At 57.8% G+C, this 13,251-nt stretch carries 12 protein-coding genes; 6 read left to right on the top strand and 6 right to left on the bottom strand.

Annotated features, from left to right (window positions below; all coding sequences use genetic code 11):
* Positions 1-25: 25 nt before the first annotated feature.
* From ACP15V_RS15910 to ACP15V_RS15895, 4 genes are read right to left on the bottom strand one after another with little or no spacing between them, the layout of a single operon-like run.
* Positions 26-742, bottom strand: a complete 717-nt coding sequence (locus tag ACP15V_RS15910) for an NAD(P)H-dependent oxidoreductase (protein ID WP_424944698.1) — start codon at positions 740-742, stop codon at positions 26-28.
* 2 nt (positions 743-744) lie between these two features.
* Positions 745-1,533 carry an enoyl-CoA hydratase-related protein gene (locus ACP15V_RS15905; RefSeq protein WP_424944697.1) on the bottom strand — a complete coding sequence of 263 codons (789 nt, stop codon included), beginning with the start codon at positions 1,531-1,533 and terminating at the stop codon, positions 745-747.
* 1 nt (position 1,534) lies between these two features.
* Positions 1,535-3,586 (bottom strand): acetate--CoA ligase family protein, encoded by a 2,052-nt coding sequence (locus tag ACP15V_RS15900; RefSeq protein WP_424944696.1) that lies wholly within the window; start codon positions 3,584-3,586, stop codon positions 1,535-1,537.
* A gap of 26 nt (positions 3,587-3,612) precedes the next feature.
* On the bottom strand, positions 3,613-4,773 hold the full coding sequence (locus tag ACP15V_RS15895) for an acyl-CoA dehydrogenase family protein (RefSeq protein WP_424944695.1): 1,161 nt from the start codon (positions 4,771-4,773) through the stop codon (positions 3,613-3,615).
* Positions 4,774-4,969: 196 nt separating this feature from the next.
* Here ACP15V_RS15895 and ACP15V_RS15890 point away from each other — a divergent pair, with 196 nt between their 5' ends.
* Positions 4,970-6,397 carry an aldehyde dehydrogenase family protein gene (locus tag ACP15V_RS15890; protein ID WP_424944694.1) on the top strand — a complete coding sequence of 476 codons (1,428 nt, stop codon included), beginning with the start codon at positions 4,970-4,972 and terminating at the stop codon, positions 6,395-6,397.
* A 70-nt stretch (positions 6,398-6,467) separates the two neighbouring features.
* A complete protein-coding gene (gene bktB, locus ACP15V_RS15885) occupies positions 6,468-7,643 on the top strand; it encodes a beta-ketothiolase BktB (RefSeq protein ID WP_424944693.1) in 1,176 nt (391 codons plus the stop codon).
* 48 nt (positions 7,644-7,691) lie between these two features.
* Here the strand turns inward: bktB and ACP15V_RS15880 are convergent, their stop codons facing one another.
* Together ACP15V_RS15880 and ACP15V_RS15875 are read right to left on the bottom strand one after the other, a co-directional pair.
* Positions 7,692-8,330, bottom strand: coding sequence for a TetR/AcrR family transcriptional regulator (locus ACP15V_RS15880; protein ID WP_424944692.1), 639 nt, complete (start codon positions 8,328-8,330; stop codon positions 7,692-7,694).
* A gap of 106 nt (positions 8,331-8,436) precedes the next feature.
* On the bottom strand, positions 8,437-9,612 hold the full coding sequence (locus ACP15V_RS15875) for a pyridoxal phosphate-dependent aminotransferase (RefSeq protein ID WP_424944691.1): 1,176 nt from the start codon (positions 9,610-9,612) through the stop codon (positions 8,437-8,439).
* Between the two features lie 226 nt (positions 9,613-9,838).
* On the opposite strand from ACP15V_RS15875, the gene ACP15V_RS15870 reads away from it, so the two are divergent.
* The 4 genes from ACP15V_RS15870 to ACP15V_RS15855 are packed head-to-tail and all read left to right on the top strand — an operon-like array spanning position 9,839 to position 12,942.
* Positions 9,839-10,606 (top strand): ABC transporter ATP-binding protein, encoded by a 768-nt coding sequence (locus tag ACP15V_RS15870; protein ID WP_424944690.1) that lies wholly within the window; start codon positions 9,839-9,841, stop codon positions 10,604-10,606.
* Positions 10,607-10,637: 31 nt separating this feature from the next.
* Positions 10,638-11,405, top strand: a complete 768-nt coding sequence (locus ACP15V_RS15865) for a transporter substrate-binding domain-containing protein (protein WP_424944689.1) — start codon at positions 10,638-10,640, stop codon at positions 11,403-11,405.
* Between the two features lie 11 nt (positions 11,406-11,416).
* Positions 11,417-12,169, top strand: a complete 753-nt coding sequence (locus tag ACP15V_RS15860) for an ABC transporter permease (protein ID WP_424944688.1) — start codon at positions 11,417-11,419, stop codon at positions 12,167-12,169.
* A complete protein-coding gene (locus tag ACP15V_RS15855; RefSeq protein ID WP_424944687.1) occupies positions 12,166-12,942 on the top strand; it encodes an ABC transporter permease in 777 nt (258 codons plus the stop codon). The genes ACP15V_RS15860 and ACP15V_RS15855 overlap by 4 nt, the downstream gene beginning before the upstream one ends.
* Positions 12,943-13,251: the final 309 nt, after the last annotated feature.

Raw genomic sequence — 13,251 nt, 5'->3', positions numbered from 1 at the left:
CCTTCGTTGGGTCATGTGCCGTTGATTATGCAGGCTGGCCCTGCTGGAGCGGATTGAGGCGTTCGTCGAACGCATCAAGGGACGGGAATTTGAGCGATGGCCGGCTGTCAAGCCCGCGCAGAGATGTCTCATAATCCTGCATCATCTCTTCCCGCGCCTCCTGAGAGATATAGGGCACGTGCCACGCCAGGAACGGGTCAAGAACCTCCATCCCGGTGTAACCAAGCGTGCCGCGCAACAGCGGAGACAGCATCGTGTTCATCGGACCATGCACCGCGTTTTCGCCGAACATATGCGGCTGTCCGCCCAGCGTTGCTGCGGTGTAGACGCGCTTGCCGCGCAGGCCGCCACGATCGTAAAACCGCACCCCGCCATAACACAGGCCCGACACGATAACCCGATCAAACCAACCTTTCATGATGGCCGGCACGGAAAACCAGTAGATCGGAAAGTTGAGGACAAGCAGATCGCACTCCATCAACTTATCCAGTTCGCGCTGAATATCCGGCGCAATCGTCTGTGTGCTGACACCATTGCGCTGTTCCAGCGCGTAAACCAGATAGTCATCTTTCGCGCGGTCCCCAAAATCTGCTGCCGAAGCAACCGGATTCCAGTCCATGGCATAGAGGTCGGAATGGGTGACCTGATACCCCTCTTCGGCCAGCACGCGGCACGAGGTCTGCGCCATCGAGGCGGTAAAAGACTGCGGTTCAGGTGTGGCGCTGACGACAAGAGCTTTCATGGTCATTTTCCTTTCCAGACAGGATCGCGTTTCTCAAGCGCCGCGTTTGGCCCTTCGAGCGCGTCTTCGCTTTCCATCATTTTGGTAAATAAGGGGAAGTCCCCACGGCGGATGGCGCCATAAAACTGCGACATCGTCATGTTGCGTGACAGACGAATGGTCTGTTTGATCGCAGCAACCGACAGCGGCGCCGAGGCGACGATCTCAGACGCAAGCTCTCGCGCGGTCTCCATCAGCTCCTCTTTGGGCACCACCCGGTTCACCAGCCCCCAATGCTGACAATCCTCTGCCGACAGCCGCCGCCCGGTGTAAAGAATATCGTTGGCGATGACGGCGGGCAGTATTTTGGGAAGCCTGAACGTGCCAACATCGGGGGCCACCCCAAGCTGTGCCTCGGGCAGCCACATCTGCGCGTTATCAGCCGCCACGACAAAATCTGCGGACAACAGAACCTCGAATCCCGCGCCAATCGCATAGCCGTTCACGGCACAGATCACCGGTTTTTCAAGTCGGGGAAGTTCAGGGAAGCCATAAAGCCCGCCCTGACCATAATCACTGCTGTAACCCGACCCACCGGCATCGGCCGCTTCGTTCAGATCCCAGCCAGCCGAGAAAAACTTGTCGCCGCCGCCGGTCAGGATCGCGACGCGCAGGTCTTTGTCATCGCGAAATTCGGCAAACGCATCGCCCATCGCGCGGCTGGTGGCCTGATCAATGGCATTGGCCTTGGGCCGATCCAAAGTGATCTCAAAAATCGCGCCATTGCGTTTTGTTTTGATTGGATTTGTCATGTCAGACCTTTCTTTTTCGAACCAAAGCATCGGCAGCAACGGCGCCCGATGCACAGACGATCAACGGATTGATATCCATCTCTTCCAGTGTTTGATTTTCGGCGATTGCATACTCCACAACCCTCATGGCCGCATCGGTGGCCGCCTCAACATCTGCAACAGCTGCGCCACGGAACCCGGTCAAAAGCGGCGCGGTTTTCAGCGACAGAATGGCGGATTTCACCTCTTCCGGCGTGACAGGCAGCAAGAGCGGCTTGGCGTCCTTGAGAAGTTCAACCATGACCCCCCCTGCCCCAACGGTCAGGTAAAGGCCAAATTGCGGGTCACGCGATACCCCCAGGATCAGTTCGGCAACGGGATCAACCACCATCTTCTCGACCATCAATTGCGGGCTGAGCCCGATCAGCCGTTCAGCGGCAGCCTTAAGATCGGCCTGCGTCTTCAGGTTCAGCACAACCGCCCCCAGTTCGGTCTTGTGGGCAAGGTCGTCCCCGACCGCCTTCAACACCACCGGAAAGCCAATATCCGTTCCGGCCGAAACCGCGTCTTCAACAGATCCAACCAAACGCCCCTCAGGCACAGGCACCCCATGCGACCCAACCAGTTGCTTGGCGTGCCACTCGTTCAGGATTTCAAAGTCACCGCTGTCTGCGGCCCCGTCACCCACCACAAGCGGTGCCGGCGTTGGCTTGTCAAACCCGGCGCCGATCCTGGCGGCAGCCGCGGCGGCCCGAAGCGCGGCCTGCATCCCCATCAGGGGCACAATTCCAGCCGCCTCCAGCCGATCGGCCAGCGCCTCGGTCATGTTTTCCGCCAGCGATGCGACAAGCGCGAAACGCGCCGGGCTGCGCTTTGCTGCGTCAATCGCAGCGGCAATGGCCGTCTCACTGCCATTGTCCTGACAACGGTCCGGGCGCGGTGTATCCAGCACCAGACAGGTCAGGCCAAAATTGCAGTCCAGCATGGCCGCATAGGTTTCGGTCAAACTGTCTTTGTCGCCCCAGGTGAAGGTGTGATAATCCAGCGGATTGGAAATCGACACCATGTCGGGCAGGGTTATTGCCACCGCATCGGCCTGGCTTTGTGTCAGCGCGGGCATGTCCATACCCGCCGCCTTGGCCAGATCGCCCATCAAAGACGCCTCGCCGCCAGAGCAGCTCATCGACCCCAGCGTGTTATCTGGCAACGGGCCCACAACATGCAGGATTTTCAACGTCTCAAGGAATTCCTCCAGCGACTTGACCCGCGCCACATTCAGGCGTTCGAAAAAGGCGGTGACCAGATTGTCAGCCCCGGCCAAAGACGCGGTATGCGACATGGTCATCGCCTGCGCGGCCTCGGATTCACCGACCTTCAGCGCGACAACCGGCATTTTGCGAGCGTGTGCCTTGCGCAAGGCCCGATCCACATCCGCAACGCAGGCAAAGCCTTCGATATGCAGCCCGATGGCCGTGACATTCGGGTCGTCCAGAACCGCCTCGATCATTTCAGCAAGGCTGGTCTGGGCCTGATTGCCCACCGTCAACACATAGGCAACCGGCAAACCGCGCGCCTGCATGGTCAGATTGATCGCGATATTCGACGATTGCGCAATGATCGCGACGCCTTTTTCAACGCGGCGCCCCCCATGCTGATCGGGCCACAAAAGCGCCCCGTCCAGATAGTTGATCAGGCCATAGCAATTCGGCCCGAAGATCGGCATGTCACCCGCGGCATTCAGCAGATCGTCATTCAGACTGGCACCGTCATCGACCTCTTTGAAACCAGAGGCAAAACAGACCGCTCCACCGGCCCCACGCGCCGACAGCGCTTTGACAATGTCAATTGTCGCATGACGATTGACACCGATAAAGCTGGCATCCGGCGCATAGGGAAGGTCATCCACATGCGCAAAACACGGCAGCCCCGCAATCTCGGTCTTTTTGGGGTGAATGGGCCAGATGTCGCCCTCGAACCCCATTTTGCGGCACTGCTCGACCACACGTTCGGACCACCCGCCGCCCACAACGGCAATGGACCGAGGGCGCAGGATACGTGAAAGATCCTTGCTCATAAGACAGAACTCCTGAAGATGCCTGATCAGGCGCCGCGCGGGCGCAGCAACTCACGGCTGATGATATGCCGCTGGATTTCACTGGTGCCGTCCCAGATGCGTTCGACGCGGGCATCGCGCCAGAACCGCTCAATCGGGAAATCATCCATCAGGCCCATGCCCCCAAAAATCTGCAATGTCCGGTCGGTGACCCGGGCCAGCATTTCGGAGGCATAGACCTTGGCCGACGCAATCTCGCGATTGGCGGGCAGCCCCTTGTCCAGACGCCAGGCCGCAGACAATGTCAGGAATTCAGCCGCATCAATTTCGGTGATCATGTCAGCCAGTTGAAAGCTGATGCCCTGGAATTTGCCGATTTCCTGGCCAAACTGCTTGCGCTCGGCCGCGTAATCCAGTGCATAGTCAAAGCACCGGCGCGCCCGACCAACCGAGTTGGTGGCCACGGTGATCCGCGTGGCATACAGCCACTCATTCATCACCGCGAACCCTCCGTCCACCTCTCCCAGAACCTGAGCATCCGGCAGGCGGCAATCCTCGAACCGAAGGATCATGTTCTTGTATCCGCGATGGCTGACTGAATTGTAGCCCGGAGCAATTTCAAAGCCCGGCGTGCCGCGATCAACCAGAAACGCGGTGATCCGTTTTTTGGGCCCTTTCGGGGTTTCATCGACGCCCGTTGCCACAAAAACGATAACAAAATCTGCGTGATCCGCACCTGAAATGAAGTGTTTGGTGCCGTTCAACACCCAATCACCGCCCTCACGGCGCGCGGTGCAGGACATGCCCCGCACATCGGATCCGGCGCCGGGTTCGGTCATGGCCAGCGCGTCCATTTTTTCACCACGCACAGCAGGCAGAAGATAGCGTTCTCGCTGCTCGCCCTCGCAGGCCATCAGGATGTTTTGCGGGCGACCAAAGAAATGGGTCAGCGCCATAGACCCCCGCCCCAGTTCACGTTCGACAAGGGCGAAATCAACATGGCTCAGCCCGGCACCGCCCACCTCTTCGGGGAAGTTACAGGCGTAGAACCCCAGCTCCTGGCATTTTTGCTTGATCTGCTGACCCAGCTCATGAGGCACCTCGCCCGTACGGTCCACAAGATCTTCATGGGGATAGATCTCGTTTTCAACAAAGCTCCGCACAGTCGAAGCGATCATCTCTTGTTCATCGGTCAGCGCAAAGTCCATCGCTGGCACTCCATCGTTTCCGTGGCCTCAGGCCGGTTTCACAGGTTCCCCGCCCGGTGTTCGAGCGCGATTCGTTTCACTGTTATGCAATTGTATAATCTCTGAGGCAATAGTATTTATACACTTGCATAATTTTGTCGAAACTCTCTAAACTCGGCCAGGTGCCACGAATCCGGCCCAATAAAGGGGATCAGCCATGGGTAATAAAAGCGGACATTTCATAGACGGTGTTTGGGTCAATCCCGCGGACGCTGACCGGCTGGATGTCCTTAATCCGTCAACAGAACAGGTGATCACCGCAATTTCGCTGGGTGGTCCGGATGAGGTGAATGCCGCCGTGGCCGCTGCGCGCCGGGCATTTGAAGACTGGCGGGCCCTCCCCCAATCTATGCGCACCGGTTACGTCCGCAAAATCAAAGACATCTATGCCCGCCGCGCCGCAGAAATGGCAGAGGTATTGTCACTGGAAATGGGTGCGCCCATCGACTTTGCCCGCTCGGCGCAAGTCGCCGCAGGGGCTTGGCATATTGATGGGTTCCTGGACGCCATTGAGACACATGAGGCTGAGACGCCGCTGGCCCCTGGCTCCAGCGAGATGATTGTACAGGACCCTGTGGGTGTTTGCGGGCTGATCACACCGTGGAACTGGCCAATGAACCAAATTACCTTAAAGGTGATCCCCGCCTTGCTGGTCGGATGCACAGTTGTGCTGAAACCGTCTGAAGCGACCCCCCTTTCTGCCATGCTGTTTGCGGAGTTTTTGGAAGAGGCGGGGCTGCCGCCTGGTGTTTTCAATCTGGTCAATGGGGACGGTCCCGGAGTTGGTTCCCCGCTGGCAGCCCATCCGGATGTCGACATGATGTCCTTCACCGGGTCCACCCGCGCGGGTGTGGCCGTGGGGCAGGCCTGTGTTCAAACCATGAAACGATCCACGCTGGAACTTGGCGGCAAGTCACCCAATCTGATCTTTGCCGATTGTGATCTGGAGGCAGCCGTGAGCGCCGGGGTTCGTCTGTGCATGGAAAACACCGGTCAATCCTGCAATGCCCCCACCCGTATGCTGGTCGAAAGCAGTGTCTACGAACGGGCCGTCAGGATTGCAGCCGAGGTTGCCAGCGCCATTCAGGTTGCCCCCGCCGACCCGCCAGGGGATCACATCGGCCCGCTGGCCTCCGCCGCGCAATACGAAACCGTCCAACGCTATATCCGCATAGGTCTGGATGAAGGCGCACAACTGGTTGCCGGTGGTTTGGGAAAACCCAATGGGACCGAAGTGGGATATTTCGCCCGCCCAACCGTTTTCGCCGACGTTCACAACGAAATGGCGATTGCTCAGGAAGAGATTTTTGGCCCGGTGCTGGTGATGATCCCCTTCGAAGATGAAGAAGATGCCATCGCTCAGGCCAACGCCTCGCCCTTTGGTTTGGCCGCATATCTCAGCACCACAGACGCGGACCGCGCATATCGGGTGTCGCGGCGTCTGCAGGCCGGGATGATTTCTGTCAACCAAGCCGAATTTGCCCAAGGATCGCCCTTCGGCGGGTTCAAAATGTCCGGGATCGGGCGTGAGGGCGGACGCTTTGGCCTCGAGGATTTTGTCGAGATCAAAACAATCGCGATCTAAAGCGCTTCGACTTCAACGCCAATCAGAGAAAAGCCGAAGCGCCCTACTAACCCACAACACAGGAACGACTATGTCCGATATCTTCATCCTATCCGCAGTCCGCAGCGCCATTGGCGACTTTGGCGGTGCCTTGCAATCCTTGTCACCCACCGAGCTTGGTACCGCCATTGCCAGGGAAGCCATTGCAAGATCAGCCATTGCCGCAGAACAGATCGAAACATCTGTCTTTGGCAATGTCATTCATACAGAACCCAAAGACATGTACCTGTCACGGGTGGTTGCCGTTTCAGCCGGCGTGCCGGTGACCTCCCCTGCCCTGACGCTGAACCGGCTGTGCGGCAGCGGATTGCAAGCGCTTGTGTCGGGTGCCGAGGCAATTCAACTGGGCCATGCTGCCAGTGCGTTGGTGGGCGGTGCGGAATCTATGAGCCGGGCCGGACATCTGGTTTCCTTTGCTCGTTTCGGGACCAAAATGGGAGATGTCACCGCCACAGATATGATGGTCGGTGCGCTGAATGACCCGTTTGGACATGGGCATATGGGGGTCACGGCCGAAAATGTCGCAGAGGATCACGACATCAATCGCGACATGCAGGATGAATTTGCTGCGACATCCCATCGTCGCGCGGTGAACGCCATTGAAAATGGGTATTTCACCGACCAGATCCTGCCGCTCGAGGTCAAATCGGGCAGGAACATGATCCGGTTTGACACGGATGACCACCCCCGCGGAGATGTGACCAGCGGCTCGCTGGCAAAGCTGCGACCGGCGTTTAAAAAAGACGGCACCGTCACGGCGGGGAATGCGTCGTCGATCAATGACGGCGCGGCAGCGCTGGTTCTGTCGTCGAAAGCCGCCCTGTCTTCGGACAGCGCCCCTTTGGCCCGGATCGTGTCCACCGGACTTGGCGGGGTAGATCCACGGGTGATGGGGCTGGGACCGATCCCGGCCGTCCAGCAGGCTCTGGCCCGCGCCGGATTGTCGATCGCAGATATGGACGTGGTGGAGTCAAACGAGGCCTTTGCCGCACAGGCCTGTGCAGTTGCACAATCGTTGGATCTTGACCCGGAGAAAACCAACCCCAACGGCGGGGCCATCGCGCTGGGGCACCCGATTGGGGCATCTGGTGCGATTATCATGGTCAAGCTGATCCATGAATTGCGCCGTCGTGGCGGCAAATATGGTCTGGCCACAATGTGCATCGGCGGCGGACAAGGGATTGCCGTAATTATCGAAGTGTGCTGAGCGGCTAAGCCGGCTCCGGACCTTGCCATCCGGCACGGTCCGGAGTGTTTAGGCTGCGTCCTTAAGATCAAGACCAAGCAGCGCACCAATCGACGCCAGCCCGATCTCTACGATTTCATCTGTACTGAATTCCACCGAGATAGAGCACCCTTCCATCCATAACCCGTCAATCTGCGCATTGCAGGCAATGGCCAATCTGCGGCACTCGGTCTCTGACGGGTCACGGCCCGCCTCATGCAATGCGGCGGCAATACACTCCTGCAACCCTTCGCGAAACTGCAGATAGGTCTGTTTATGCGTGTCCCGAATACCGGGTTCGTTACGGATTTTCCCAATGAACGATGCCCAGAGCACCAGATTCTTCTCGTCCAGAACCGGAGCGGTCAGGTTGGCCACAACAATATTGCGCAATTGCACCAAAGCAGATGCGGCGGGATCGTGATCAAGCAGCAGGCCCTGCCCGGTCATTTCGCTCATATGATGCGCATAGGCGGCGTTGATCAGGTCTTCCTTGGTTGAAAAATAGTGCCGGATCAAACCCTGCGTGACCTCGGCGCGCACGGAAATCGCGCGCACCGTGGCGCTGTTAAAGCCACTTTCGCCGATCAGGTCCAATGTCGCCAGAATAAGATCCGCACGACGCTGTTCCGGACCTTCCCGGCTGAAAGATTTTCGCTGCTTTTCCATTCGTGGCTTCCTGTGCGACCCATGGCGCGGCCTGTACGGCCCGTTGGCATTTGTCACAATCTAACCTTATCGGAAGAAACTGAAAACCTCGGGCCGACACAAAGCATTACAAAGCGTCACAAAACGCCTTTACCCGGGTCAGCGCCGTATCAAATTCCGCATCCGGCACCGTCAGCGCGACCCGTACCCAGCTGTTCAGCCCCTCCCCGAACGAGGACCCCGGCATCACGGCCACGCCCTGACGATCCAGAAGCGCATTTGCAAATGCGTCACCATCCAGCCCGGTGCCGGCCACATCCATCAAGGCAAACATGCCAGCGTCAGGCCGGCTCACCCGCAGACAGGTCTGATTGTGCCCCAACTGATCCTCCATGCGTTGCGCGCGGGCAGAAAAACGGCGGCACATGCCCTCGGCCACCAATGATCCATCGCGCACCGCCTTGGCGGTCATATCCGCGATAAACGGCTGATTGCCAAACAGCATGGCTTCGGCCAGCGGCAAGAGACCCTCGATGAACTCTGCCGATCCAACACACCACCCGCTGCGGAACCCCGGTGCGGCGTGGGATTTGGAAATCGACGAGACCACCACAACACGATCCTGCAGATCTTCACGGGCCTGCGGTGATTCGAATTCCGTGTCGCCAAAAATCAGTTCAGAATAGACCTCGTCTGAGATGATCCAGAAATCATGCTCTTTCGCCAATGCGCCAATTTCGGTGATGTCCTGCGGGGTCAGGATCGCGCCGGTCGGGTTATGTGGCGTGGTCAGCAACACAGCGCAGGTGCGATCAGTGATCCGCGCCTTGATATCCGCCGCCTGAATCCGGAACCCATGTTCCGGGCGCAGCGGCACCTTGACCACATCCGCACCGCTGGCGCGAACAACACCTTCATAGGTGGCATACATCGGATCGCCCACCAGCACCTCGTCACCGCTTTCGGCCAGGCCCCGCATCACCCCATAAAGTGCGGTTTGCGTACCGGGAAAACACAGGATGTTTTCCGGGCCGAAGGCACGCCCGTCACGATCGGTATAATAGTTTGCCAACGCCTCACGCAGTTCGGGTTCTCCGCGCCCGTCTGAATAGTTGGTGCGCCCGGCGCGAATCGCCGAAATGGCTGTTTCCAGAAGATCCGATGAAGGCGGAACATCGGGCTCGCCGATCGTTAACATGATCACGTCCCGGCCCGCCGCCGCAAGGTCTTTTGCACGATTGTGGACCTCCCATTTGGCCCCACCCGACCCCTGCAACCGCTCTACAATCTTTGCCATCTTCATGTCGATCTCCAGTCCATTTTCTAGCTCCAGGCCCGCCCGGCAGCCATCAGCCCGTTGGTACGTCGCGCACCGTAAATCAAAGAAACCGCAACAAATTATGTTGTTTATCATGCCCTTACAGGCTTTTCAGATTTGTGTTGCGATTTTTTTTGACCCGTCGTTATACTGTTGTATAAATACAGAATGCCAAATGCGCAACCAGCAGATGAGCCAAAGGGAAAAGAACATGGACACAGCCGAGACGCCGAACGCAATCATGGTCGATGACCTGCATAAGAGCTTCGGAAACCTCGAAGTTCTGAAGGGCGTTTCCCTTGAAGCATCCGAAGGGGATGTGGTGGCGATCATCGGCGGCAGCGGGTCAGGCAAATCGACAATGCTGCGCTGCATCAACTTTCTGGAAACCCCAACCTCGGGCGACATTCGTGTGAATGGCGAAAAGATCCTGATGAAGCCGGACGGATCTGCTGCCAACCAGAAACAGCTGGAACGGATCCGCACCCGCGTGGCGATGGTGTTTCAAAGCTTTAATTTGTGGAGCCATCGGACCATTCTGGAAAACCTGATCGAAGTGCCGGTGCATGTCCTGAAAGTGCCCCGTGACGAAGCCATCGCCAAGGCGCGGGGCTTGCTGGAACGTGTCGGCCTGTCGGACAAGGAAGATACCCATCCTTTGTTCCTGTCGGGCGGGCAACAGCAACGCGCCGCCATCGCGCGCGCCCTGGCCGTTGATCCCGAGGTGATGCTGTTTGACGAACCGACCAGCGCCCTTGATCCCGAACTGGTGGGTGAGGTTCTGGGCGTTATCCGAGATTTGGCGGCAGAAGGCCGCACGATGTTGCTTGTAACCCACGAAATGAGTTTTGCCCGCGAGGTCGCAAGCAAAGTGGTCTATCTCTATCAGGGGCAGATCGAAGAACAGGGCAACCCCGATGAAGTCTTTGGGAATCCAAAATCAGAGCGGCTTAAACAATTTTTACAAACCGTCGCCTGAGCCACATAAATCCAACAAGGAGAGAGTAAACATGAATCACTTGAAGAGTGCCGCACTTGGCCTGACCTTTTTCTGCCTTGCCGGGGCCGCGCCAGCTGAGACCGTCAAAATCGGTGTTGCGGCTGAACCCTACCCGCCCTTCGCATCACCCACCTCGTCCGGAGAATGGGAAGGCTGGGAAATTGAAGTGATCAATGCCATCTGCGACGCCGCCAAGCTGGATTGCGAAATTACCCCCATCGCATGGGATGGCATTATCCCTTCGCTGAACGGCAAGCAAATTGACGCCATCATGGCATCGATGTCGATCACCGAGGAACGCCTAAAAACCATTGATTTCAGCGATCCCTACTACAACACGCCCGCTGTAATCGTGGCGGATAAGTCGATGGATTTTGAACCGACTCCCGAAGGGCTCGCCGGGAAGGTGATTGGCGTTCAGGCATCGACCATCCACCAGACCTATGCCCAAACCCATTTCACTGATTCCGAAATTCGCGTCTATCAGACCCAGGATGAGGCAAATCAGGATCTGATGTCCGGTCGTATTGACGCCGCTCAGGCAGACAGCATCGCAATGGCCGATTTTGTTGACTCGGACGATGGCGGGTGCTGCAAGATCGTTGGGGCCGTGGCCAATGACGAAGCCATCCTTGGCAAAGGTGTAGGTGCAGGCGTGCGCAAAGGCGAAGACGACCTTCGCGAAGCGCTGAACACCGGGATCGCGGCCATTCTGGCCGATGGCACCCATGCCGAGATCACCTCGCGTTACTTCACGACCTCAATCTACAGCGAGTAAAGACAAGTACGATGGATGCTGTAATCAACGCACTGGGCCTTGGCGACAGCCTCCAGCTGCTCTCACTTTCATCCCCCGGTTGGGGGATGAATTTGCTCAAAGGGCTCGCCAAGTCCCTTCAGATTGCACTCGGTGCATTTGGAATGGGTTTTGTCATCGGCCTCTTTGGCGCTTATGGGAAAATCAATGGCGGCCCGCTCGCCCGTGATCTGTGGGGGATCTACACAACCGTGGTGCGGTCTGTGCCCGAACTGGTGCTGATCCTGATCCTCTATTTCATAGGAACCGACCTGATCAACCAACTGGCCGAAGCCGTGGGCTATGGCCGGGTTGAGATCAGCGGCGTTGCCGCCGGGATCGGGGTGCTGGGGGTTGTGCAGGGTGCCTATGCCACCGAAGTGCTGCGCGGCGCCATCAACGCCATTCCGGCAGGACAGCTGGAAGCGGCCAAAGCCTATGGGATGCCGGCCCCTCTTATCCTGCGCCGGGTCACCATTCCTGCCATGATGAGCTTTGCCACACCCGGCCTTGCAAACTTGTGGCTGATTGCCACCAAAGACACCGCGCTTCTGGCTGTGGTTGGCTTTAGCGAACTGACGCTGGAAACACGTCAGGCCGCCAGCAGCACCCGCGCCTATTTCACCTTTTTCCTGGCGGCAGGGGCGCTTTACCTGATGGTCACCCTGTTTTCGGGCGCCATCTTCGGCCGGATTGAAAAATGGGCCCGGCGCGGCCAGCCATCACTGAAGGGGGGCGTCTCGTGATCATGCTGAAATCCCTTTTCATCCCTCACCGCATTGTGCTGATGATCCTGTTCGGCGCTTTCGTGGCCTGGTGTGCCATTGCCCTCAGATGGGACTGGCTGCCGGACTACGCCCCGCTGGCGCTAGAAGGCGTGATCAACACCCTGATCCTGCTTGTGGTTTCGCTGGTTTTGGGCTTTGCCATGGCGGTGCCTCTTGGCATCGCACAGGCAATTGGCCCCTTTTACCTGGCCTGGCCCGCCAGAATCTTTTGCACCATCATCCGCGGCACCCCCCTGCTTCTGCAAATCTGGTTGCTTTACTACGGGTTGGGGTCGGTCTTTCCGCAAATTGACGGTATCCGCGACAGCGTGCTCTGGCCCTATCTGCGCAGCGCATGGCCCTATGCCCTTCTGGCGCTGTCCTTTTCCGTGGCGGGCTATGAAGGCGAAGTGATGCGGGGCGCCCTGTCCAGCGTTGCCAAAGGTCAGCTGGAGGCCGCAAGATCGTTCGGAATGCCACGTTCGATGATCTTCCGACGCATCTGGTTGCCTCTTGCCATTCGAAATGTCCTTCCCACGTTGGGAGGCGAGGCCATCCTGCAACTGAAAGCAACCCCGCTTGTCGCAACCATTACCATTGTCGAAGTGTTCGCAGTGTCGTCGCGTGTTCGTCAGGACACGTTTATCGTCTATGAACCGCTGTTGTTGCTGGCCGTTGTGTACATGGTGATCGCTGGCATTCTGGCCATGTGTTTCAAGTACGTAGAGGACCAAGTTCCCACACGGCGGTAGGTCGAGAGACGCAAGTATCGGAGTATTGAGCAACGAAAGACCAAGACAACTCTCCCGTTAATGAGTGCTGTATGTACTCCTCATGGCTGATTTTCAGCCATGAGGAGGTTTCATCCCAGCCGATTTATACTTCTAGCGGACGGAAAACACTTATCGGAAACTGAGCGAAACTCGGCAGGTAATTTCACCTTTCCTAAAATCTGAACTGAACGCCAACGTTTTTCGATGACGTCATACTCGCCTCCACTACCCAAGCCGCCAAAAGAAAACCCTGCATACAAGAATTTTAATCTCTCGAATTGTTAAGCA

Source organism: Aliiroseovarius crassostreae, assembly GCF_049803815.1.
Taxonomy (GTDB): Bacteria; Pseudomonadota; Alphaproteobacteria; order Rhodobacterales; family Rhodobacteraceae; genus Aliiroseovarius; species Aliiroseovarius crassostreae_A.
The sequence above is the reverse complement of the archived record's forward strand: the minus strand, read 5'-3'. Positions and strand labels throughout refer to the sequence as shown.